Annotated in this window: 29 protein-coding genes and 1 pseudogene; 23 read left to right on the forward strand and 7 right to left on the reverse strand. The window is 54.3% G+C overall.

The window, feature by feature from the left end; all coding sequences use genetic code 11:
• Window positions 1–100: 100 nt before the first annotated feature.
• Window positions 101–652: a hypothetical protein gene (locus CRO19_RS24435; RefSeq protein ID WP_141400288.1), complete on the reverse strand. Its 552-nt coding sequence runs from the start codon at window positions 650–652 to the stop codon at window positions 101–103.
• Between the two features lie 677 nt (window positions 653–1,329).
• On the opposite strand from CRO19_RS24435, the gene CRO19_RS24440 reads away from it, so the two are divergent.
• The 15 genes from CRO19_RS24440 to repA all read left to right on the forward strand — a co-directional run bounded on the left by CRO19_RS24440 (window position 1,330) and on the right by repA (window position 11,962).
• Window positions 1,330–1,632 (forward strand): hypothetical protein, encoded by a 303-nt coding sequence (locus tag CRO19_RS24440; RefSeq protein WP_097098510.1) that lies wholly within the window; start codon window positions 1,330–1,332, stop codon window positions 1,630–1,632.
• An 89-nt stretch (window positions 1,633–1,721) separates the two neighbouring features.
• Window positions 1,722–1,868 (forward strand): succinate dehydrogenase flavoprotein subunit, encoded by a 147-nt coding sequence (locus CRO19_RS24445; protein WP_097098511.1) that lies wholly within the window; start codon window positions 1,722–1,724, stop codon window positions 1,866–1,868.
• Window positions 1,869–1,915: 47 nt separating this feature from the next.
• The gene (locus CRO19_RS24450; protein ID WP_097098424.1) at window positions 1,916–2,728 is read left to right on the forward strand and encodes an N-6 DNA methylase; all 813 of its coding nucleotides are present in this window, start codon (window positions 1,916–1,918) and stop codon (window positions 2,726–2,728) included.
• A 145-nt stretch (window positions 2,729–2,873) separates the two neighbouring features.
• Entirely contained in the window at window positions 2,874–3,155 is a 282-nt protein-coding gene (locus CRO19_RS24455) for a type II toxin-antitoxin system RelE/ParE family toxin (protein WP_097098425.1), read from the forward strand.
• A complete protein-coding gene (locus tag CRO19_RS24460) occupies window positions 3,155–3,478 on the forward strand; it encodes a HigA family addiction module antitoxin (RefSeq protein ID WP_097098426.1) in 324 nt (107 codons plus the stop codon). The genes CRO19_RS24455 and CRO19_RS24460 overlap by 1 nt, the downstream gene beginning before the upstream one ends.
• A 640-nt stretch (window positions 3,479–4,118) precedes the next feature.
• Window positions 4,119–4,571 (forward strand): RadC family protein, encoded by a 453-nt coding sequence (gene radC, locus CRO19_RS24465; protein WP_097098427.1) that lies wholly within the window; start codon window positions 4,119–4,121, stop codon window positions 4,569–4,571.
• A gap of 144 nt (window positions 4,572–4,715) precedes the next feature.
• Window positions 4,716–5,090, forward strand: coding sequence for a hypothetical protein (locus CRO19_RS24470; RefSeq protein WP_097098428.1), 375 nt, complete (start codon window positions 4,716–4,718; stop codon window positions 5,088–5,090).
• A gap of 853 nt (window positions 5,091–5,943) precedes the next feature.
• Window positions 5,944–6,312, forward strand: coding sequence for a hypothetical protein (locus CRO19_RS24475; protein ID WP_097098429.1), 369 nt, complete (start codon window positions 5,944–5,946; stop codon window positions 6,310–6,312).
• Window positions 6,313–6,398: 86 nt separating this feature from the next.
• Window positions 6,399–6,548: a succinate dehydrogenase flavoprotein subunit gene (locus CRO19_RS24480; protein WP_097098430.1), complete on the forward strand. Its 150-nt coding sequence runs from the start codon at window positions 6,399–6,401 to the stop codon at window positions 6,546–6,548.
• 31 nt (window positions 6,549–6,579) lie between these two features.
• Window positions 6,580–7,110 (forward strand): hypothetical protein, encoded by a 531-nt coding sequence (locus CRO19_RS24485; RefSeq protein ID WP_097098431.1) that lies wholly within the window; start codon window positions 6,580–6,582, stop codon window positions 7,108–7,110.
• A gap of 204 nt (window positions 7,111–7,314) precedes the next feature.
• Window positions 7,315–7,635: a type II toxin-antitoxin system RelE/ParE family toxin gene (locus tag CRO19_RS24490; RefSeq protein WP_097098432.1), complete on the forward strand. Its 321-nt coding sequence runs from the start codon at window positions 7,315–7,317 to the stop codon at window positions 7,633–7,635.
• Window positions 7,625–7,906 (forward strand): helix-turn-helix domain-containing protein, encoded by a 282-nt coding sequence (locus tag CRO19_RS24495; protein ID WP_097098433.1) that lies wholly within the window; start codon window positions 7,625–7,627, stop codon window positions 7,904–7,906. Before CRO19_RS24490 ends, CRO19_RS24495 begins: the two co-directional genes overlap by 11 nt.
• Window positions 7,907–8,610: 704 nt before the next feature.
• Window positions 8,611–9,537, forward strand: a complete 927-nt coding sequence (locus tag CRO19_RS24500) for a hypothetical protein (protein ID WP_097098434.1) — start codon at window positions 8,611–8,613, stop codon at window positions 9,535–9,537.
• A 458-nt stretch (window positions 9,538–9,995) separates the two neighbouring features.
• Window positions 9,996–10,295, forward strand: a complete 300-nt coding sequence (locus CRO19_RS24505; RefSeq protein WP_320204559.1) for a thioredoxin domain-containing protein — start codon at window positions 9,996–9,998, stop codon at window positions 10,293–10,295.
• A gap of 731 nt (window positions 10,296–11,026) precedes the next feature.
• Complete coding sequence (gene repA / locus CRO19_RS24510) at window positions 11,027–11,962, forward strand: plasmid replication initiator RepA (RefSeq protein WP_097098435.1); 936 nt, start codon at window positions 11,027–11,029, stop codon at window positions 11,960–11,962.
• Between the two features lie 590 nt (window positions 11,963–12,552).
• On the opposite strand, the gene CRO19_RS25995 is transcribed toward repA, so the two are convergent.
• Window positions 12,553–12,732 (reverse strand): hypothetical protein, encoded by a 180-nt coding sequence (locus CRO19_RS25995; RefSeq protein WP_141400289.1) that lies wholly within the window; start codon window positions 12,730–12,732, stop codon window positions 12,553–12,555.
• Window positions 12,733–12,769: 37 nt separating this feature from the next.
• On the opposite strand from CRO19_RS25995, the gene CRO19_RS24515 reads away from it, so the two are divergent.
• Complete coding sequence (locus CRO19_RS24515) at window positions 12,770–13,018, forward strand: DUF2767 family protein (RefSeq protein ID WP_141400290.1); 249 nt, start codon at window positions 12,770–12,772, stop codon at window positions 13,016–13,018.
• 83 nt (window positions 13,019–13,101) lie between these two features.
• Window positions 13,102–13,704, forward strand: coding sequence for a DUF2913 family protein (locus CRO19_RS24520; RefSeq protein WP_097098437.1), 603 nt, complete (start codon window positions 13,102–13,104; stop codon window positions 13,702–13,704).
• Between the two features lie 95 nt (window positions 13,705–13,799).
• Here the strand turns inward: CRO19_RS24520 and CRO19_RS26000 are convergent, their stop codons facing one another.
• Window positions 13,800–14,096 (reverse strand): hypothetical protein, encoded by a 297-nt coding sequence (locus CRO19_RS26000; protein WP_141400291.1) that lies wholly within the window; start codon window positions 14,094–14,096, stop codon window positions 13,800–13,802.
• Window positions 14,097–14,596: 500 nt separating this feature from the next.
• Here CRO19_RS26000 and CRO19_RS24530 point away from each other — a divergent pair.
• Both CRO19_RS24530 and CRO19_RS24535 read left to right on the forward strand, forming a co-directional pair.
• Window positions 14,597–15,950 (forward strand): annotated as a pseudogene (locus CRO19_RS24530) (IS3 family transposase).
• Between the two features lie 197 nt (window positions 15,951–16,147).
• Entirely contained in the window at window positions 16,148–16,678 is a 531-nt protein-coding gene (locus tag CRO19_RS24535; RefSeq protein WP_097098439.1) for a cysteine hydrolase family protein, read from the forward strand.
• A gap of 153 nt (window positions 16,679–16,831) precedes the next feature.
• On the opposite strand, the gene CRO19_RS24540 is transcribed toward CRO19_RS24535, so the two are convergent.
• A complete protein-coding gene (locus CRO19_RS24540; protein ID WP_097098440.1) occupies window positions 16,832–17,209 on the reverse strand; it encodes a hypothetical protein in 378 nt (125 codons plus the stop codon).
• 155 nt (window positions 17,210–17,364) lie between these two features.
• On the opposite strand from CRO19_RS24540, the gene CRO19_RS24545 reads away from it, so the two are divergent.
• The gene (locus tag CRO19_RS24545; protein WP_370659835.1) at window positions 17,365–17,889 is read left to right on the forward strand and encodes a phospholipase D family nuclease; all 525 of its coding nucleotides are present in this window, start codon (window positions 17,365–17,367) and stop codon (window positions 17,887–17,889) included.
• 10 nt (window positions 17,890–17,899) lie between these two features.
• Here the strand turns inward: CRO19_RS24545 and CRO19_RS24550 are convergent, their stop codons facing one another.
• Together CRO19_RS24550 and CRO19_RS24555 are read right to left on the reverse strand one after the other, a co-directional pair.
• Window positions 17,900–18,568 (reverse strand): SOS response-associated peptidase family protein, encoded by a 669-nt coding sequence (locus CRO19_RS24550; protein ID WP_097098442.1) that lies wholly within the window; start codon window positions 18,566–18,568, stop codon window positions 17,900–17,902.
• Window positions 18,508–18,813 carry a DUF4158 domain-containing protein gene (locus tag CRO19_RS24555; protein WP_505543745.1) on the reverse strand — a complete coding sequence of 102 codons (306 nt, stop codon included), beginning with the start codon at window positions 18,811–18,813 and terminating at the stop codon, window positions 18,508–18,510. Before CRO19_RS24555 ends, CRO19_RS24550 begins: the two co-directional genes overlap by 61 nt.
• Between CRO19_RS24555 and CRO19_RS26390 the strand changes: the two genes are divergently transcribed.
• The 3 genes from CRO19_RS26390 (at window position 18,709) to CRO19_RS24565 (ending at window position 19,834) form a co-directional block, all read left to right on the forward strand.
• Entirely contained in the window at window positions 18,709–18,957 is a 249-nt protein-coding gene (locus tag CRO19_RS26390; protein WP_320204568.1) for a hypothetical protein, read from the forward strand. The genes CRO19_RS24555 and CRO19_RS26390 overlap by 105 nt on opposite strands.
• Window positions 18,958–19,094: 137 nt before the next feature.
• Window positions 19,095–19,436, forward strand: a complete 342-nt coding sequence (locus tag CRO19_RS24560) for a type II toxin-antitoxin system PrlF family antitoxin (RefSeq protein ID WP_097098443.1) — start codon at window positions 19,095–19,097, stop codon at window positions 19,434–19,436.
• A gap of 17 nt (window positions 19,437–19,453) precedes the next feature.
• Window positions 19,454–19,834 (forward strand): type II toxin-antitoxin system YhaV family toxin, encoded by a 381-nt coding sequence (locus CRO19_RS24565; protein ID WP_097098444.1) that lies wholly within the window; start codon window positions 19,454–19,456, stop codon window positions 19,832–19,834.
• Between the two features lie 186 nt (window positions 19,835–20,020).
• On the opposite strand, the gene CRO19_RS24570 is transcribed toward CRO19_RS24565, so the two are convergent.
• Window positions 20,021–20,284 carry a hypothetical protein gene (locus CRO19_RS24570; protein ID WP_097098445.1) on the reverse strand — a complete coding sequence of 88 codons (264 nt, stop codon included), beginning with the start codon at window positions 20,282–20,284 and terminating at the stop codon, window positions 20,021–20,023.
• Window positions 20,285–20,684 lie beyond the last annotated feature (400 nt).

Genomic DNA, 20,684 nt, shown 5'->3' on the forward strand with positions numbered 1-20,684 from the left:
CAATGTGGCGCAGGGATTAAACGAGGGGCGTAAAAAAGGTCACAGTCGCTCTCAGGAATACTTCTGATACTGCGGGAAAGCGACTGTGGTACGCAAAGTTCTACTCATTTCCCCAGGTATGCCGACAGATTCTGGTGCTATCCCAGCTGGGCTGGGCAGGCTGGGGAAATTCGCTGATGACTTTCTGTGGATCGGTATTACTGGTAATCACATAATCATTCGGGATTTCGTGTACGCCGCGATCAACAGCAAAATAATAACGTTTTCCTGACTGAGGTATAAAAGGCAGCTTCTTTATGACCTGGACAGTGGAAAAGGGGCCTAAAGGGTAAAATTGTTTTTTGGTGTTATAGATCTGTTGAACGGCTAAAAGTTTACCGGGCTGAATCTTGAGGGTGAAAATTCTTCTGCTCGAGTCAAACATATTGGGCCTGACTGTGTAGATCTCAATTCTGTCGTAGCATTCTCCTTTATTTTCATAATAAAGAAGGGTAACAATTCCGGCTACTTCCTCCTGTTGAATGACCAGGGTAGCAGCATCTGAACCGGTGTAATCTTTGTGCTGTCGCGGCAACAGGTTTGAGCATCCTGAAAGGATTAAGGCTGAAGTAAGAACAGCCAGGGACAGTGAATTGTTAAAAAATGACGGCATGTCTGTTATCTCCCTAAAGTTGACGTCAGCTGTTATCGGCAGACAACCAGAAATCCTTTATCTCCAGGTTTTAAAAGAAGCAGACCAGCGTAACGATATGGCCCCCTCCGGCTTCCCGGCAAGCCGGGGCGTCGAGCCCGACTGCGCTAACCGGCAAAGCCGGTAAGCTCCGCCGAACCGCCCTTGGCGTTTCGGGCCTGGCGGCTAGGGTCTGATGGCAATGGCCAAATCAACCCCTGCAGCGGGCTTTCGCCCGCGCGTACACTGGCCACGCAGGACGTGGCCGCTGAGGCCCGGACCGGCAAAGCCGTCCGGGGTGCGTTCCTGCTCATCTCCATACCGGCAGCCCATGTTCCGGCGGTTCTTCGCGGAGGGCTGGTCGTAGCACCGCCGGGACGCCCGCCCGCAAGAGTTCGCTTCGCCGTTCCCCGCCCGTTCGCACTCGCCTGCGGCTCGCTTGTGCTGCGGCCTGCGGTGACGCTCGTGCGTTCGTGCACCCGTCGTTGCTCCTTTGCCCTTCGCCGCGATGAACTCACCGAAACATGGTTTCAGCAACCGACAACAGGAGAACCAGCATGAACACACAGAACGTCAACACCGCCGCTTCTGAATCTTCCGAAACATGGGTAAACCCGGCTTTTTACTCTGCAACGGAGGGGGTTTTTAGCGGCTTCCCCGTGAGTGCTGAAGACGATCACAACTACTGGTTGCGTCGTGAGCAGGCGGCAGTCAGTGCACCGAAGGAAATTGATGTACACCGCTACCACGATGCGCTTGGGCTGATGTACCCACGCTGCTGGGCAACAAGTGAAAACGGAGAATATGAGAGTTTCATGCTCGATGAGATGTACTGCGGGCGCGTGACGGAAATTTTTGCACGCATAGGGGGATGTTATTACCGGCTGCGCGATTACAGCCATCTGAACCATGCGCAGATTATGACGCACGTTAAGGAGGAACTTGCTCAGAAGCAGAAATGAAAAAAGCAGGCATAAGCCTGCTTCATTCCCGCCAGGTAAACGCTCGCAACGTCACCCTGGCTACCATCAAACTTAATGGAGATCTAACCATGAAATTCGACCCGGTGATCGTGTCACAGGCGGAATCTTTTGTAAATGCCCTTCGTAATGGAAAACGCGCCCGCGTTCCAGCCCTGAAGCTGGAGCACTGGCAGCAGTTTATGACGAAGGTCTACGCTGGCCATGGCCTCGCGTGATGTGAAACGTGCCGCCCCGGAGGGGCGGCAATTAAAAGGATAAATTCATGTCACAGTTGAGCTTTGCCGAATTTTTTGATCAGTCAAAAGACCGCCTGCCGTCTACTGCTCCGGTATCTTTGGCTCCGGTGCCTGCCGTTGTTCCACGGATGATGAGTCTTGACGCCTCGCGGCGACAATTTATCCGCGTGTTCAGGGATACGGGCAATCACCTTCGCCGCTGGGATGTGTTCAGCGATTTCATTACGCTATGCGCCAGCGAGCTGGATATCGCCCGGATACGATCGCCTGAAAGTATGGATCGGTGTCGCAAAATCTGCGATCGCTACAGCGCTGCCGATATCCAAAACATGCACGAGCTGTTCCAGTTGATGGTTTGTGCACTGGAGGCAGAATTTCACGATTTTCTGGGGGCGATTTTTATGGAGCTGGAGCTGGGCGACGATCGGCGCGGCCAGTATTTTACCCCGTATTGCGTGCAATCGATGATGGCGCGAATGCTGATGCCTGGCGTGAAAGAGACCATTGAACGAGAGGGATTTTTTACATTGTCTGAACCCACCTGTGGGGCGGGAGGAATTGTTATCGCCTATGCCGAATGTATGCTTGAGTCAGGGCTTAACCCTTCTATGCAGATGTTTGTCAGTTGCATCGATATCGATCCAATTGCGGCGGATATGGCATTTATTCAGCTTTCTCTGCTGGGTATTGCCGCCGAGGTAACCACAGGCAACACGCTTACATTGCAGTTAAGTCGGGTTCGTTACACACCCGTTTATTACCTTAACGACTTTGAAGAGCGGTTGTCTGCTCAGCGCCGGGTCAAAGCAATGCGGGATTTTATCCAGCGTATCAGTTAAAGAAGCCTGATAAGAGGCTCTCGGGCGGCTATATGCCGCCCATGCCTCAGCTGGCTGAATCGGGCATTAAATAACATCCGAAGAGTGTTTCGCAATGAGAAACATGTGATATACTGTTTCTCGAAACGAAACACGGAGGCAGGGCGTGATTAAAAGCTGGAAGCATAAGGGGCTGCAAAAGCTCTTTGAAAAAGGCGATATCAGTGGCGTACAGGCACAGGATGCCGAACGTATCCGCATGCGGTTGCTTGTTATTGATGAAGCGATCTCAACGGATGAATTCAGAAACTATCCGGGGTTCCGTTTCCACCCCCTGAAAGGTGACCGCAGAAACCTGTTTTCAATCACTGTCAGGGCAAACTGGCGTATTACGTTCGAATTCACGGACGGCGACGCATACATTCTCAACCTGGAGGACTATCACTGATGGCTATGTACAATCCCCCGCATCCGGGCGGTCTGATCACCGAGTATATGGAAGATAACAACATCGGCCTGCGTGTCCTGGCTAAAGAACTGGGCGTATCGGCACCGGCGCTTAGCAAGGTTGCGAACGGCAAGGCGTCTGTCAGTCCGGAAATGGCTGTACGTCTTGAGGCGGGGCTGGGGATCGCTGCGCGCCTGTGGTTATCGATGCAGGCTGCCTGTGATTTGTATAAGGCCCGGGAGTCCACCGATGTTTCCGGTGTGCCACTGCATCCGGGTATGCAGGGAGTGGCGCGGGATGCGCAGACCGGCAAAGGTGCATAACTGCTGCGACTGCTCATTGCACCGGCCGAAAACAAGGCAGGCACAACTGCATTTAACTCCTGCTGGCCCCCTTCGGCTTCCCGGCAAGCCGGGTCGTCGAGCCCGACTGCGCTAACCGGCAAAGCCGTTAAGCTCCGCCGAACCGCCCGTGGCGTTTCGGGCCTGACGGCTAGGGTCTGATGGCAACGACCAAATAACTCCGCCTGCAGCGGGCTTTCGCCCGCGCGTTCACTGGCCACGTAAGACGTGGCCGCTGAGGCCCGGTACGGTAGAGCCGTCCGGGGCTGTGACCTGTTCATCTCTGTCATGCCTGATGCTCTTCTGAGTTTCCCTGCCGCGCAGAAATCTGCCATACGCGCGTCATCACGCCAGGGTCGCAAGCTAAACGCTTGCACCCGGTCCCTTCGGGCTGCGGCCTTGTCGTTTCCCCTTGCGTTCTTCCGCCCGCACGACAGTTCTGCTTTTCGCGGCGAGGAATCTCAAAGAATCATCATTTTCATCCCAACTGGAGTAGCAACATGTCACAGCAAAACGTCAACACCTCGGCTCAGTCAACTCAAGAATCATCATCGGAAATGCCTGGAAGCAATGTTCACTTTTTCAGTCAGCTTCACGTAGCGATGCGCACGGGAACTTTGTGATGGCGTCGGCAGCGCAGGTCCTGGCTGAGGCAATGCGCGCTATTGATGTTCGCTATCCCACTGGTACCATCTTCGAATCCTCTGAGGTATCAGGAGAGTTCTTCAGGGCAAAACTTGCCGGTCGCGATAGAGAGGTTTTTGCCGTGGCGTTTCTCAATAATCAAAATCAGCTGATTGCTTACGAAGAGATTTTTGCTGGAAGCGTGAATAGCGTCGAAGTCCATCCACGAGAGATTGTCCGTGCGGCGATGCGTCTTAATGCAGCTGCGGTGATCCTGAGCCATAACCACCCATCATTCACACCAAAACCATCTAAAGCAGACAACACCATTACGGTACGGATTAAAGATGCATTACAGCTGGTCGAAGTGCGGCTTCTGGATCACATCATTGTTGCAGGCAATGAAACAACATCGCTGGCCCAACTTGGGCACATCAATAATCGGGGCTGACCGGATGCAGAGTTAAAAGTAGTACGCCAGCTCCACATAACACATAAAAAAAAGCAGGGTATGAACCCTGCCTGCCCCCGCTCCCGACTTCCGCGACGAAATCAGGGCTTCACAGAACCATTGATTAACATAGAGTAAATCAACATGTCTTCAGCACAGACTTTATCAATCGATAATTACACAGTAAACCCTGCCTTAACCGATACCCGCGAACCGGTGCGCATGGAAACAATCGAGGCGATTGCTGAGATGGCAAAAGGCACGGAACGGCCTGTACTGATATGGGGTAACACCGATCGGGCAATAACGGCTGCGGAGGCGCTATGGGTTTTTGCAAAGCGCACCGGGCTGGATAGTAAAAATGAAGACGCATTTACGTCAGTGCAGGACCTGATTGCAAATCTCATGCACCTTTGTGAGCAGGAAGGCATTACGGGTGGCGAGGTAACATTTTCAGCCCTGGTCAGCATGGCGGAAATGCATTATCTCTCTGAGCTGGATGAAAAAGTCGTTTTCTAAAGACAGGGCCGGTAAAGGCCCTGCGTATTCAATTGCGCACGATTAACATACTGGTGGCGTGCAGGGCAGGGATAAGCCGGCGCTGACGCGCCAGCCATCTCCCTTTGCCTGTATCTGCTGTCTCAGGTGCTACGGATCCTGTTACTGCCTTGTTCTTGCCGGCAGCTGGTCTTCGCATGCCGTTTACGCTTGTGCCTTCGTTACTGATTCATCTTCTGCAACAAGATCAATTCCGCTATGGCCCCCTCCGGCCTCCCGGCAAGCCGGGGCGTCGAGCCCGACTGCGCTAACCGGCAAAGCCGATAAGCTCCGCCGAAGCGCCCGGGGCGTTTCGGGCCTGACGGCTAGGGTCTGATGTCTGAGGTCAACCCCTGCAGCGGGCTTTCGCCCGCGCGTTCACTGGCCACGTAAGACGTGGCCGCTGAGGCCCGGACCGGCAAAGCCGTCCGGGGTGTGTTCATGCCGTTTTCGTGCGCGGCGGCCCTGTTCCGGTCAGTCCAGGCGCGGAGGGCTGGTCGTAGCACCGCCGGGACACCCGTCCGCAAGAGTTCGCTTCGCCGTTCCTCGTCCGTTCGCACTCGCCTGTGGCTCGCTTGCGCTGCGGCCTGCGGTGACGCTCGTGCGTTCGTGCGCCCGTCGTTGCTCCTTTGCCCTTCGCCGCGACTGGATCGACCGAAACATGACAAACCACCTCAGCAGGAGAAATGCCATGAACACACACAACGTCAACGTCAAAACCGCCACGCCAGAATCTCCCAAAACATGGGGGGCGGGTCATGCGATCTATTTGGCGGACGTGTACTGAGACCAGCGGCGAAAAAGCACTGAATACTGACAACGGGAGAAAGACAGGATGAAAAAACAGCATACCGGTGCCGCTCAGGCGGGCGTTCAGACAGAAATCCCCGGGCTGACGCCGGGCCTTGCAGAGAGTCTTGCGGCGCTGACCGAGCTGGGTAAGCACCGTCTCAGCGCCAGCGAAGAACACGAATTTTTACGGTTCACGCTGCACGACATGGCGCAGCAGGTGGCCGACACCGTACAGGGCAACGCGCTGCCGCTGTCGTCGTTTCGCGCGTGGATCGTGGCGAGTCATATCGTGCACGCACAGTTTGGCAGCCGGGGAGAGGTGGTTTGGGGGCGCGCCAGCAGCAGTCTGGCGGCGAGACTTAACGACATCAGCGCCGGGCTGTCGCCGGACACCGGCAAACAGCAGGCGTAAAAAAGGCAGGGTTGCCCCTGCCATCTTCACGGTCGCCAGTTAGCGCCTGGCGGCCACATCAAAACCAAAAAGCTCAGGAGAGTTATATGAATTTTGACCCGCAAATCGTCGCACAGGCACAGGCGTTTGTAAAAGGCTTTAACAGTGGTCGCGGCGTACGCGTCCCGAAAATGACGTTCAGCAGCTGGCCATGCTTTATGCGCGCCGTGCGTCAGCAGATGGAGAGTCAGCCATGAGCCACCTCAGCAATGAGACAGTGCAGATGGCATGACGCCCGTTGCGCAGGAGGACATCGTCCGCGTGCTGGGCGCATACTGTCTTATCCGCCTCGATAACGGCGCTGAATCTTTCTGGCACCACGGGCATTACGTGTGCGCAGCGGACAGCGCAACCGGTGATCAGTGCGTGGCCGATGTGGCTCGCCTTGCCGCACGAGCCGGGGGCCAGTCGCTGCGGCACGCTGAGCTACCGGTGCCGGATGGTGACTGGTGCTGGAACGATATTGTCAAACGGCTGGCGCGCAGCGCGCTTACCGAAACGGTCCGCGCCTCCGGCATCGTAACGGGCAGTATGACGCCGCAGGGGCGGTGCGTACACTTCTGCGATCACCCACTGCTGAGCGGCGTAAATGACAACCTGTGGTTTCCGGTTGGTCACAATGAAAGCTGGTTTGAAGCCGTTGAGCGCATCCTCATTCTTAACGGGCTGGCAGAAAATCTGGTAAACCTGTCGCCGCTGCGCGAAGGCGGCGGCTATTCCGACTGGAAAGCAACCTGGAATCGACGGGTTATTATCTGAAGAAAAGCGGGACCCGGCACCAGTCTGGTGCCGGGCATGATAACGAAACGGGGGTGACAGCGCCCCGCTGAATCAGAGCGATACCTGAGACCATCAGGACAGTGCCGGGAACAGCTACAGTAAGTTATTGTTAGCATATATGCTAAGTTGGTCTTTGTGCTAACTTAGCATTATTGCTATTATTACGTTCACGGAGGAGATAAATTGTTTAACGTAAAACTGCACGACGATGCCGGTAACGAACTGGAAGCCTTACCCGCAGAGATTGCCGCCAAAATGCTGCGCCTGCTGGAGAAGCTGGAAAAAAATCCCCGTTCTCTGAGAGAGCCGCACTGCAAGCCGCTCGGTAACGGCCTGTTTGAAGTACGCACGATGGGCGGTGATATCGCACGCGGATTATGGGTCTATCAGACCGGTCAGAATATCTTCGTGTTGCGTATCTTCATCAAGAAAACACCTAAAACGCCACCGGCAGAGATTGATCTGGCGTGGCGCAGACTGGAGGACATGATCAATGGCGCATAAAACCCTGGCAGAGATGAAAGCCAGACTGATGCAGAGCGAAGATTTCAGGGCAGCCTACGAGGCCGAGGCCCGGAAAGAGCGTCTTCAGGAGCTGCTGGCTGAATGGCGCAGCCATGCCGGGCTGAACAGCGCGGATGTGGCTGCCAGAATGGGCATTGCACCTTCCACGCTGTCCCGCATGGAAAAAAATATCACATCGGCCAGCGTCGAAAACCTGTCCCGATATGCACGCGCGTGCGGTGTGAACGCGGCGACGATTTTTTTCGGTTAACCTGGTTTAACGTGCCGGGAAGGGCACCAGCGCCCTTTCTGGCTGAGGGCAGTAAAAGACCGGTAGCCCTGCGGGCAGGTCAGAACCGGTGCTGACGCACCGGCCCTCTACCTACACCTGTCCGGTCATCCCCTGCTGCATCCATCCTTACGATATCAGTTATCCCACCGGCTGTCGGGGCTGAGCCCCTGCCATTTCTGTTATCCAGACTGATTCTGCCACTGCCAGGGTATGGCCCCCTTCGGCTTCCCGGCAAGCCGGGTCGTCGAGCCCGACTGCGCTAACCGGCAAAGCCGGTAAGCTCCGCCGAACCGCCCGTGGCGTTTCGGGCCTGACGGCTAGGGTCTGATGTCTGAGGTCAACCCCTGCAACCGGCTTGCGCCGGTGCGTTCACTGGCCACGTAAGACGTTGCCGCTGAGGCCCGGACCGGCAAAGCCGTCCGGGGTGCGTTCCTGCTCACCTCCATACCGGCAGCCCATGTTCCGGCGGTTCTTCGCGGAGGGCTGGTCGTAGCACCGCCGGGACGCCCGCCCGCAAGAGTTTGCTTCGCCGTTCCTCGCCCGTTCGCACTCGCCTGCGGCTCGCTTGCGCTGCGGCCTGCGGTGACGCTCGTGCGTTCGTGCACCCGTCGTTGCTCCTTTGCCCTTCGCCGCGATGAACTCACCGAAACATGGTTTCAGCAACCGACAACAGGAGAACCAGCATGAACACACAGAACGTCAACACCGCCGCTTCTGAATCTTCCGAAACATGGGTAAAAACGCCTGAATCCGTCTATTTCACGCGGAAGATTGCTGCGCTGGCCGACCTTGCCCGCCTGGAAGGCGAGATGATGGCTTTCTTTGCGTTAGAGCGGCTTGGCATCGGGGGTGAGGATTTACGCGAGGATGTCCCGATGATTGCGCAGGACAGGATCGAGATGCTGGCAGCAATGGGTGCCATCAGCTCACCGGCCGTGTATGAATTGGTGTGCGCAGCAGATGAGCTGATAACCGAGCTGGATCCGACCTTATACCCCATAGTGCTGCCAACACAGGAGGAATACAAGGCTGCGTCGGCATCCCGGAAGGCGCAGTGTCTGACACAAATTCAGGAAACCATGAAACCCTTTAGCGTCGAGATGTGGGGGGAAAAGGTTTATCCGGACGAATTTTCACTGGATAAAACTTACTGGACGGACAGTAGCATTCATCTGGGCCGAGCCTGGACTGTGGCGCAGGCGCTTGAACTTGCCAAAGCGGCATGGCTTAAGGATGAGTGGAATTCGCGCGAGGAGGGCGTTGACTACTTTGATGAGAATTTTGGCCGCGATACGGGACCGATCAGCTTCCGTCCAATCCGCATTGTTATCAGCGACGAAAAAAACAAGACGGTTCTGACAGGGGACCCGGCCGACCTCAGCTGGCATGCGGATATTACTGGCCCGGAAGAAAAGGCCCGCATCCGGGCGGCACAGGATGAAATGCTTAAAAAAGCGCGAGCTGAAAGCTACTGGTGTAACTATGAAACCGCGCGTCAGCTGCGCAGTAAAGTGAAGGATATGAGCAGGACAATTGTGGATGAAGCCTGGCAGGAGCACCCGGAAGTCATCGCGGCGATAGCGGCCTTTATTCATCCTGCACCTGTATAGTCTGGCGGGGGCGAGGCGCTGCTGAGTATGAATCAGGTTGCCCAGCGCAATGAGTGAACGGAGCCCCGCAGGGGGCTTTTTTTGTTACCGGCAGGCGGTATGTGGCAGAGCAGGACCTTTACGCTCCGGCAAAGAGGGCAGCCCTGCGGGCAGGACGTTACCGGTGCTGGCGCACCGGTCATCTCCCTTCGCCTGTGATGTCAGTCACCCGGGCACTGTTTCATATTCTGGCCAGTATTCCTGATGCTGAAACTGCTCACGTAATGGTTGTCTCGCTATTTATCAGGGGGCGCAATCAGTGCCAGGCGTATCAAACCTCTTATGTCCCCCTTCGGCTCCTGCCCTGGCGGCCAGTCGTCGAGCCCGACTGCGCTAACCGGCAAAGCCGGTATCCGGAGTCGACACTGGCCTCACACCGGGGCCTGAGTATTTACCGTCATCAGGGAGCAGATGCGTATATGACGTATCACAACGGGATTTACCGGACGGGGCATAACGAAGGCAAACTCACAGCAGAAGATATCGAAACGGTTGCCACGACGTCGGGCGCCGCCGCCGTTTCTGACGATGATAACGTTACATCCGATCATCTGATCGAAAACAACGATGCGCTCGCGGAAATGCTGGGTCTGACGGGGACGCCGGGAATTATCATAATGCCCGTCGAAAATGCCACGGCAGACAACACCACGGTGCTTCCGGGAGTGGTCAGCGAGCAGGTGATGCAGCAGGCAATCGCCCGGGCCGCGGGCGGATAAAAAAATCCCGGCTCAGGGCCGGGAAAATAGATTCATGAATTATTTACCGCGAGCGAGTCGCCAGCAGTAACACGGGTATCGGCTAACCCGCCAGAACCTTTACCCCTCTGACGCCCATGACGCTCAGGCTGTTCGTTCCTCGCGCTGCTGCGGTACGCCTCAGCCTGCCCGGTCTGCCCGTCGCTATACAGAGTGACCATTAACGAACATCACTACCGGCAATAACGTTTTGTCCGCCAGTCTTCCCTTCAAACCTGCTTGAGTGTCCCGCCAGACGCCGGATTTGGATTAAGTCAGCCGAAAAGGTGAATGAGATCACGGGAAAAGGTATCGGTGAACTTTTTTTATCCATACGATTCGTGCCACGCGCAATCTGTGCTGGATTTAAGCGGTTGAGATGAGTATTCTTTTCAGAATTCGCCGGGCGGCGATCTTTTTTTGATCCTTATCCGAGTACTGTGGTGGTCGACGATGAGGATATGCGAAAAACCTGTGGCCGGACATGCGCGGCGCGGGGAAGAACAAACCGGATGGGACGTATCCGTAAAAACGTCCAGGGTACGGAGCTCGGCTTTCACCGGTCTCTGAATGCAAAAACCCCCCGAAATCTGTCATCAACTTGGCGGAAGGCGGCAGAGGTCAGGGGGTCCAAAAGCAGGCGCTAGCCTGTCAAGGATTATAACGCATGCAGTTCATAAGACAACCCCTGTCCGCCATAAGTTCGGGACAGGGTGAATGACCAGATTTTAATCGGGTTAAACGGCCCGACTCTCAAAAACGATGGACGCCATCGCGGCGATCACTCCGTCGCCTGTAAGTGCTCAAATCCGGAATGGTTTGCACCCCAGAGCTATCGCCCGTTGCCGGGAGAGTTCGGTCATGCCATGCGCAGACTTGTACTGAAGGACAAGGCCACCGGGCAGCTTCGCCTGCGCCAGCGCCTGTCGCGCAATCCCTATTTTGTCAGGCTGCGTCATGCAGCCGGACGCGATCGCGACTTCCGGCCGGAGCGACGCGCGCTTATCGACGCTCTTATACCGCTGCTGATCCAGCGCGCCGACATGGCCACCTGGGTGGTTACGATGAACGTTGGCTGTCTGGCCGCCGAACTCAGTCCGAAAGACGGGAATGGTGACGTCATTCCAGCCACCCGGGTTGAACCGAGCCGGCTGTCGCGACTGCTGCCGGAACTGGAGCGCTTCGGGCTGATTGAGCTCCCCGACCTGGAGTGGGACCCGGTAGAAGAGTACTGGATGCCGCGTCATATCGTACTGACCGATCGCTTCTGGCAACTGTGCGGCGTCAACATGGACAAGCTTTACGTGCAGCGTAATCAGCGTCTTGAGGCGGAAGCGGAAGGCATCATTGAACCGGGCACTCACGATTCGGTGCGCGCCGCGCGCCAGCGCTGGTATGAGAACATGCGTATGGCCACCTTACTGAAGCGACGCGAAAAAGCGGTCAGAGAGAAGCGCCGTAAAAAGCTGGGCAAGCTTCCGCTCGATGAGCGCCGCGGTGCCATGGCCAGCTGGCTTATCCGGACCCTGCCTAATCATGAGCTGATGAATACCGACGCTGAGGGCTTTGACCGCCTGGTGTGGCAGTGCCTGAACCAGCTGGAGCTCGGTCTCGGCTACGAGCCCGCCCCTCCCGACGTCGTTCACTGACGTTCCCCCCTGACTTTAACCGCCTTGACTGGCGGTAAAGGCGTTTGTGCTGCGCGTAAAGGCCGGCTTATCTGTCTGACATCACGTCACATTTCCCAGAAAATTTTCCCCGTGCGCACCGTTCTGTGATCGCAGATTTTTTTATCCACACTTACCCGCAATCAGAAAGTTGAATATACCCGCAAACGCCCCTTCAATTACCCGCAAAACATTCCTGACTTACGTCAGAAAGAAATATTCAGAAAGATAAATAAGGTGTTCATGCCGGCATTCTGCGGGGATAAATAAGGCCTTCGCTTGAGAATTTTAAAGTAGCTCCCGCTAAAGCGGGCCCCGGAAAGTCAGATTAGTTACAACAATCATAGTCCTTCAATAATCAGAAACCGTGCAGTCCTGATAACCTGCGCCCCTCCAGGCCAGACCTGCGCCGGATCTGAAACCCGGTTGCCCCCACTGACCAGCCGCCGCCGCCCGGCCCGAAGGGCCGGAACTGCAGTGGCTGATAATTGGATGCTGTAACTAAAACAGTTCAGTCGCGTCAGGTTCAGAGCCCTGCTGTTTCGTTCTTTCGTCTGCGACCATCAGACTGATTAGCTGGTGACAGGCCGCTGCTTAAACGGCGTCTGACAGGGAAGGGTTGGGCTTTTGCCATCATCGGCCCTGTAACCGGCTCCGCCGGGTTGACGGCGCCAGCTGGCATCAGGGCCGTCCTGAACGGTTTCTGGCGCCTCCATGCCGCTCACGCGGCATTCACAGGACAGGCTGCGCACTGCTCGCCCGTCCGGCTGTGTCTGAGAGGTATGTGCTGTGCAGAAGACTGAACTGAACCACCGGGACCCGGAGAAGGTATACACCATGATCGGCGCCGTGGTCATGGCGATGGCCAGCGACGATCTTGAAACCACGCGGCTGCGTATTGCCGGATTCATCCGCAAAGAGCTGGCCAGAGTGGACGTATGGTCGCCGGAGATGAAAACGCTCATGCAGGGCGCGATCGGGACGCTGGTAGTCTATCCTGAACAGGACATCGTGGAGGGGCATCGCGACGGCGATTAAGGGTTCTGTGAGGGCGGCGGATGTCATAAAATGCCGGATTTAAGGGCCACTTTTTACCTGGTTCTGCATGAAGGACACCGCTTATGGATAACGACAATCTGAACGTCAGTCACCTGGCGTGGTGCGGGCTGATTGCGCTGCACACTGCCCGCCGCGACGGGATCGCGACCTCCCCCGCGCAGGATAACCTGTTTCTGACCCGCTGGCTGGCCAACGCTGAAAAGCAGCGCCGCTTTCCCCGGGAGCTTGCCAGCGATATCAGCTGGCTGCTGAAAGAAGGGCGGGAAAAGGGACTGCGCGCCGACCTGCCCGGCAAGCTCGACTACCTGTGGCGCGCCGGCAACGGCAACCTGCAGGGGCAGAATGACCTGTTCCGGCTGCAGCACGCCCTGCACGCGGTGAAGCTGACCGGGTGGATTTATATGGTGCTGGCAGCGAGCGAATGGAGCGGCCGCCGGCAGCTGCGCCTGAGCCCTACTGTATCTGGGATTTACCTGAACCGCCACGCGCTCGACGTCGGCTTTGACGAGCACGGCCGCCAGCGCATCCCCCTGCCCGCGCGCATCACCGGCGAGCTGCCCGCGCTCGATAAACTGCTGCAGCGATCGGGCTGGCGCCGGGAAGTGGCCAGAAGTGCGGATGAACATCTGCACCTCCTCCTCGCGGACGGATTCCGGGCAGCATGAGGTCCGAACAGCAATGGTCACGGACGTTACAGGCTACAGTGCACCTCCGCGCCGGCTCAGGTTCCGGTACGGCGCGGCCAGACTAACAAATTGTCTCAGCTCACTACTGAAACAGCGCTGTCAGATAACCGGTATTCTGGGGTGACAATAATTTCCCACTCGCGCGTATACATGGACGGAAGCCTACCCCCAAGCACCATAACGGCAGGCGTCAGCCATGTTAACAGCCAGGGAAACAGCAATGGCAGATCGCGCCGCACAGTGCAGCACATGCCGGCAGCCGTGAGCTGTTCAGTCAGCGGCTCCCGAAACCGACTGTTTGAGAGCAGGTGCGAGCGTAAAATCAGCGGTCGGGACAGCGTGCAGGGCTTATCTAAAACAAACTCAGCCATTTTGCCAACCCACTTGTGCATTGGCCTGCTATTGATATCAACAGTAAGCTTTATACCCACGTACCGGCCGGGCCGGTAGGCGGCACGACAGAATAGCCAGTACAGTACAGAATCTGCAGGATCCGTAGTAAACGGTTTATCAGTCCACTTATTTATTAATCTGCATGTCCGGAAACCCGTTAAGCAAAGGAGGAACACACCAGGAGGAGTTACAGCCGGGACAATTAATGCGGCAATGGACCGATAAGAAACAGATGATAAGCTGACCATCAATATAAGGCTGAGAAATACAGACCACATAATCTTAACGTTACGTCTGAGAGTTGCTTTACTTATCCTTTCCAGTCCCTCTGCGCTGAGACGCTTCGAAACAATGGCTTCGCTGCTTGTTATCATCTTACCTGGTATAGGCTGCTCTTTTTTCATTTCAGTATTAGTCTCAATGCATGATTGAACTGCACCCCAAAAGTTGGACACCCGACTGATTAAGGTGCAGCTCAGTGAGCAATCCAAAGTTTTCCCTCGAATTACGGCTCGCCGTCGTCACGCATTATCTCAACAGCAGCGATGGCTATCGTGAGACAGCCACCCGTTTTGGCGTAGGTCGCACAGCGGTTCGCCGCTGGATTTCCGCATGGCAGCAGCACGGTATTGACGGGCTGACCTGGAAAACTGCTGATTACACGCCAGAATTCCGGCTGAAGGTTGTCCGCGCCGTCATCGATGATAAACTTTCGCTCCGCGATGCCACCGCTAAATTTAACCTTTCCGGTGAGAGTACCGTTTACCAGTGGGTTAAGCGCTTTCAGGCGTCCGGGGCCGGGGCGCTCTCCGGTATAAAAAGCGGAAGACCGAAAAAGCCGGAACCCATGCATAAGGACATCAACTCCCCGTCAGCACCGCGCGATAATTCTCCTGATGCTAAGGCCGAACTGCGCTACCTTCGCGCTGAAGTCGCCTGGCTTAAAAGAGCCGAAGGGCTTGATGGCGGTAAATTTCAGCGCCGGAAAGTCCTTATTATTCAGGAACTGCGCAGGGAGCACGGGCTGAATGACCTGCTGAGGGCGGTTGGCATGGCGAGAAGCACGTTCTACCATAATCTCAGCGCACTCAGGAAAGCTGATAAGCACCAGACGCTGAAAGAACGAATCTTTGATATTTATCACCACCATAAGGGTCGGTACGGTTATCGCCGTATTACGCTGGCGCTCCGGCGCGGTGGTTGCCCCATTAATCACAAGACGGTTCAGCGCCTGATGGGCGAGCTGTCGCTCCGCGCCGTTATCCGCGTCAGAAAATACCGCTCATGGAAAGGTCAGGTGGGGAAAATCGCCCCTAACCGCCTGCAACGCGACTTCACGGCCAGCAGCGCCAACAAAAAATGGGTGAGTGACGGAGTTCGCGGTTAACGGCGAAAAGCTATACCTCTCCCCGGTGATTGACGCCTTCAACAGCGAGGTTATCGCATACAGCCTGTCTGAAAGGCCCGTGATGGCGCTGGTTGATACGATGCTGGATAAAGCATTTACGCGGCTGACGCCGGGGGATGCACCCGTGCTGCACACTGACCAGGGCTGGCAGTACCAGATGACGGCCTATCAGGACAGGCTCCGGGCAGCAGGCGTGGTACAGAGCATGTCGAGAAAGGGCAACTGCCTTGATAACGCAATGGCTGAAAGTTTTTTCGGCACGCTCAAATCCGAATGCTTCTATCTGGAAGAATTTAACAGCATTCCTGCGCTGAGAGAGGCCATTGACGCCTATATCCACTACTACAACCATGAGCGAATCAGCCTGCGGCTGAACGGCCTCAGCCCTGTTGAATTCAGGTTACTGCATCTGAAAGCAGCATGACTAGGGAGCGTATGTCATATGAACGGTTTCTCCCCGCATCAGTTTTCACACAGCCTGAGCGAGGAGTGGGCGTCGCCGCATTCAGTTGTTGATCACGATGAGATCTGTGGGACAGCAGTGGTCAATATGGGGATTTTGATTGAATGATTAAACTGGATACGTAATGATATAATTTTAGGGATAAAGGGTTTTATATCATGCAGGCGTTAATCATCATTGATTTGCAGAAAGCGTTATGTAATCAGGAACCTTTGCCATTTAATATTCAGCAGATTATTAGTAATATCAATGAGCTGCTTTGCCACGCGATAGAACGTAACTATCCGGTTATTTTTGTACAACATGAAGCATCGTTTATTCCTGTTGGCGAAGAAGGATGGAAAATTCTTGATGAACTTTCCGTCCCAGATAAGGCAATTTTTATCAGTAAAACCACCGCTAACGCTTTTCTACAAACAAAACTAAACGCTAGCCTTAACGACCTAAAAGTGAATCATTTACTGGTTTGTGGTTATGCTTCAGAATTTTGTATCGATACCACTATACGTGCTGCGGCTGCTTTGGGTTATGACATCACGCTTATCAGTGATGCCCATACAACTCACAGCAAGCCCCATGCCAGCGCTGAGGCCATAATATTGCATGAAAACGCCACGCTACCAGAGTTAACCAGCTTTAATGTAAAAATCGATGTTGCAGCCTCCAGAGAAATACTGACCTTGAAGTAAGGTTGAATAAAACCATTTTGAATAATTCTCTGTAAAGCATTTTGGCTGCTCAAAGCAATAAGGTTCTGTTAAAGCCCCCCGACCAATCTATACCAAGTTGGGCGAGAGGGCACCCCACTCCGATGATCCAGTGTCCAACATTCCGGGGTCAGTTCATGATGAGGGCTTATCTAAATAAATTGTCTGCACAACTTTGCCTGGCAGGCAAGACGCTGAGTATTCGTTATCAGAGGACTGAGACATCATCTGCGCATAGGCTGCATAATCTTCAGAAGCCTGCTGCCGCCAGCGGCGGACCGGTGCCTGACGTTCAGCTCGCACCCTGTATCCGCAGCAACGCTCCCTGGCTGAACGGGTAAGTGTCTCCTGAACCCACGTCCAGAATGCGCGACCGGTGTGCGGCGTCACGCTATAGCCAGCCTTTTTCATGATTTTACGGGCGGCGTTTTCACTCCAGTTGCGGATGAGAGAAAATGCGCCGTTAATATCGCCACGAGACGTCATTAAATTAATTTCATGGAATTCATTCATATTAGACCCTCCCTGATACAGTATTATTATCGGACGTAATAGATGAAAGTTTAGGCTTTATTCAGCATTAATACGGCAGAAAAAGACGAAACCGTTTAACTGAACAATCAGCGGGTGATAAAATATCCAGAATTATTCCACAGGGCTATTTTACTTTGTTCAAATATACTTTGGTAGCGATGACATTATTAACGTGCTGCTATATGCCTTATGCATCTGCGGCGGTAATAGCCGGATTTTCGCCGGGCGGCACGGCGCTGAGCCTTATTCTGCAGTTCACCCGCACCGCGCGTATCAGTGCTGACGTGGCGGCCTATGACTTCACCAGCCGACCGGTGGCACAGGAGCTGTCGGCGGCCGTGGCGCGTGGGGTAACAGTGAGGCTGGTTGCGGATGAAAAGAAAAGCCGCGACCGCTGGTCGCTCGTCAGCGAGCTGGCATGCTCGGGTGTTCAGGTTCGCATCAATAGCACGTACAGCATCATGCACAATAAGTTCATAGTGGCGGATGGCAACGCGGTAGAAACGGGATCCTTTAATTACACGTTTTCTGCTGAAAAAAGAAATGCAGAAAACGCGCTAGTTATCACGGGCGAGCCGGAAACGGCCGGCCTATACCAGGCAGAATTTAACCGCTTATGGAGTGAGTCCGTACCTCTGACGTGCGCAAGGCAAAGCTAAATTAATCCTACTACTTATCGGGCTCAACCAGCTCTTTGCCCTGGTTATGTATGTTCCCAACCTTCTTACTTACGGGATGCCATGTAAATTCCTGCTCCGGGACAGCTGCATCATGTGCAATTTCTTCCGCCCGCTGCGGCGAAGTGTCATTACTCAGCCATTCACGAACGGCGTCCGCAGTGATCACCAACGGCCGGCGATCGTGAATATCGACCATCCCCTTGTTGCTCGATGAGGTCACGGTAACGAACCCTTCTTTACCGTGATCCTGTCCGAAAGGTTGTCTGCCAATCGCCGCAAAGAAGAGTGGCTGCTCTTTACGATGGTAGATATAAAACGGCTGTTTTTTTCCGTCTTCTTTCTTCCATTCGAACCAGCCGTTGGCTGGCACGATGGCGCGACCATGGTTCCACAGCGGCTTAAACATGCGCCCGCTCGCGGCCGTTTCGCCCCGTGCGTTTATGAGGGGCTGTTTGTCCCACCATTCCGGGCCATAGCCCCAGTAAACCGGGTCGAAATGCAGCGCATGCTCACGTTCGCTGAGCAACAGCACCTTCGTGCCGGGCGCAACGTTAAACCTGCCGATGGGGTCAGGATCAAATGTAAGTTCGTCAGGTTTCAGGCCCAGCGATTCGAAATATTCATCACGGCTGCTGTACTGCGCAAATCGTCCGCACATAGGCACCTCCTGCTGTAAGGATAACGTATCAGCGCGGCATGCTCACGACGGGTATTTTCTCTCTTGCCGTATTCTGGCAGCACGGTGATATCATGGATGGCGAGCTGTCTGGCGATAAAATACCGGACGCCGGAAGGAATATGATTCATACCGGTGAGAAAGGTGCCCAGAAAACGCACGCACCCTATCTGCAGGGCAATTCCCAGACGATTGTGATCGCCCGGGCTTTTGCCGATAACAGAGATGGCAGTACATGCCGTGCTGAAATGCGGGCCTTTAAATCAGTAGAATATAGTTCATTTATAATGCATTTGCATTGCACAATGCAGGTGCATTACAATCCTGTTACTCACTCGAGCAAGCGCATTGACAGCATCGATGTGATTTAACCTGATGAGGCAAAACCCCAGCGGCCTGGCGAGCCGGCAACTCTGTAGCCCTGGAGTTCTGGGTAATTATGAAACGTTCCCGGCGAACTGACCAATCGCCCCCCTGAGAGGGGAAGTGGAGAAAAAGAGGTAATGCAATGGCGACTCAAATTAACTTAGCGGATGTGTCTCTGCGTGCTGAGTCTCGGCTCACAGAACGCAGTCAGACAACGATTCCGGCAGCAATTCGCGATGCTTTGCATCTGAAGCCAGGGGAGTACATCGAATACACCCTGCTTTCAGGCGGTAAAGTCATCATGTCACGAAAGCAAGAAGAACAGGACGATCCAATCGTATCGCAGTTTCTGACTTTTCTGGAAAACGACATGAAGAACAACCCGCAGAATATTCACCAGGTGCCAGTAGCATTCTGGGCGGGTATCAATGCTCTCACTGCCGGAGTGGAAGTCGACTTAGACGAACCGCTTACTGATGACTAAACAGCAAGAGAGATAGCATGGAAGTTTTAGTGCTGAATGGCTGGAAGATCTATTTTCATTCCTGCTTTTTAGAGCAGATGGGTTCAATTGCGCAAGCCGTAGCGGATCTGAAAACGGCCAAGCCTCAGGAATACCAGCGTAAAAAAGAGACAAAGCTCCTGCGGGCTATTGAACGCGTTATTGAGGAACGTATCGCGGCAGATCCGCTACATGTACAGTTCCGGCAGGGTGATACACCTGGCGATACCTACAAGCACTGGTTCCGTGCAAAGTTTCTGGAACCGTTTCGCCTGTTTTATCGCTGCAGTGATGAACACAAAACTATAGTCATAGGCTGGGTGAATGGATTTGATACCCTACGCGAGCGGAGAAATTACGTTACGCCTGCGGCCTTTTAAGCGATCGGATAATGCACGGTTTTTTATCGACTAACAGGCAGGTCTCCTGCGCGGAAGCAGATTTATGGCCAGACATATCACCGCCGGTGACGAAAGCAGCCCTTAGGCGGGCTGCCCAGACTTAGCGTGGAGTGATTGCGTCTCCGCTGCCGAAGAAGACTTTTAAATTGCAGCAATCTTTCATCGTCAGCCAGGATTAGACTTTTCTTCCCCGGTGATTCGCCGCACATCCTGCTTATAATTGAACTCTTTCAGCCACTGCCTCAGCTGTTCTTCGGTTTTCTGAGCGCTCCGCTCATCATATTCGCGGCAAAGAAAAAGGCGACAGGAGTATTTAACCCTGTCGATTGCATAAAGTTCGTGAGAAGCGAAGTATTTTACGGTGGTGATTTCAGAAAAGCGGAGATGTGGCCACTGGCTCAAAACGTGTTCAAATTGTTCTTTGTTCATACAGCCATCCTTTTTTATCGTCCGGAAAAATCCTCTCCCAGGTCAGGTTTCTGGCCCTGTATTTTCCGCAGCATAGAACAGCCTTAACTTCCGTTTTTGGGAGCTCTGTTTTCTTTTTGTCATATTTCTTTAACAAAAGGTGTGCGGGGCAGACGGCCGCAGCTCACAGCTTTATTTAGGGATTAAATTCAGTAAGATATGGTTTTAGAAGTCAGACTGGTATAACTCTGAATCTGCAGCTGCAGCCGTTAAGAAAGACAATGCACGAGTTGCCCAGGAACATGGACATCTCTTGTTTACAGCACATGTGTACGTTTACGCCTTCGCGATAGAAGCGTGAGGATCATTATGGCAATCATCCAAAAACCGATTTTCCCGCAAGTATCTCTGGTACTTCACT

The sequence above is a fragment of the Candidatus Pantoea floridensis genome, from assembly GCF_900215435.1.
GTDB classification, from domain to species: Bacteria; Pseudomonadota; Gammaproteobacteria; order Enterobacterales; family Enterobacteriaceae; genus Pantoea; species Pantoea floridensis.

Coding starts and splice junctions, on each gene's coding strand:
- CRO19_RS24470 (WP_097098428.1), top strand. CDS start 4,716: ATGTCTTCAGCACAGACTTTATCAATCGATAATTACACAGTAAACCCT.
- CRO19_RS24560 (WP_097098443.1), top strand. CDS start 19,095: ATGGCGACTCAAATTAACTTAGCGGATGTGTCTCTGCGTGCTGAGTCT.
- CRO19_RS24475 (WP_097098429.1), top strand. CDS start 5,944: ATGAAAAAACAGCATACCGGTGCCGCTCAGGCGGGCGTTCAGACAGAA.
- CRO19_RS24570 (WP_097098445.1), bottom strand. CDS start 20,284: ATGAACAAAGAACAATTTGAACACGTTTTGAGCCAGTGGCCACATCTC.
- CRO19_RS26000 (WP_141400291.1), bottom strand. CDS start 14,096: ATGGCTGAGTTTGTTTTAGATAAGCCCTGCACGCTGTCCCGACCGCTG.
- CRO19_RS24495 (WP_097098433.1), top strand. CDS start 7,625: ATGGCGCATAAAACCCTGGCAGAGATGAAAGCCAGACTGATGCAGAGC.
- CRO19_RS24435 (WP_141400288.1), bottom strand. CDS start 652: ATGCCGTCATTTTTTAACAATTCACTGTCCCTGGCTGTTCTTACTTCA.
- CRO19_RS24535 (WP_097098439.1), top strand. CDS start 16,148: ATGCAGGCGTTAATCATCATTGATTTGCAGAAAGCGTTATGTAATCAG.
- CRO19_RS24450 (WP_097098424.1), top strand. CDS start 1,916: ATGTCACAGTTGAGCTTTGCCGAATTTTTTGATCAGTCAAAAGACCGC.
- CRO19_RS26390 (WP_320204568.1), top strand. CDS start 18,709: ATGATTCATACCGGTGAGAAAGGTGCCCAGAAAACGCACGCACCCTAT.
- CRO19_RS24540 (WP_097098440.1), bottom strand. CDS start 17,209: ATGAATGAATTCCATGAAATTAATTTAATGACGTCTCGTGGCGATATT.
- CRO19_RS24550 (WP_097098442.1), bottom strand. CDS start 18,568: ATGTGCGGACGATTTGCGCAGTACAGCAGCCGTGATGAATATTTCGAA.
- radC (WP_097098427.1), top strand. CDS start 4,119: ATGGCGTCGGCAGCGCAGGTCCTGGCTGAGGCAATGCGCGCTATTGAT.
- CRO19_RS24500 (WP_097098434.1), top strand. CDS start 8,611: ATGAACACACAGAACGTCAACACCGCCGCTTCTGAATCTTCCGAAACA.
- CRO19_RS24445 (WP_097098511.1), top strand. CDS start 1,722: ATGAAATTCGACCCGGTGATCGTGTCACAGGCGGAATCTTTTGTAAAT.
- CRO19_RS24505 (WP_320204559.1), top strand. CDS start 9,996: ATGACGTATCACAACGGGATTTACCGGACGGGGCATAACGAAGGCAAA.
- CRO19_RS24460 (WP_097098426.1), top strand. CDS start 3,155: ATGGCTATGTACAATCCCCCGCATCCGGGCGGTCTGATCACCGAGTAT.
- CRO19_RS24565 (WP_097098444.1), top strand. CDS start 19,454: ATGGAAGTTTTAGTGCTGAATGGCTGGAAGATCTATTTTCATTCCTGC.
- CRO19_RS24520 (WP_097098437.1), top strand. CDS start 13,102: ATGGATAACGACAATCTGAACGTCAGTCACCTGGCGTGGTGCGGGCTG.
- CRO19_RS24480 (WP_097098430.1), top strand. CDS start 6,399: ATGAATTTTGACCCGCAAATCGTCGCACAGGCACAGGCGTTTGTAAAA.
- CRO19_RS24485 (WP_097098431.1), top strand. CDS start 6,580: ATGACGCCCGTTGCGCAGGAGGACATCGTCCGCGTGCTGGGCGCATAC.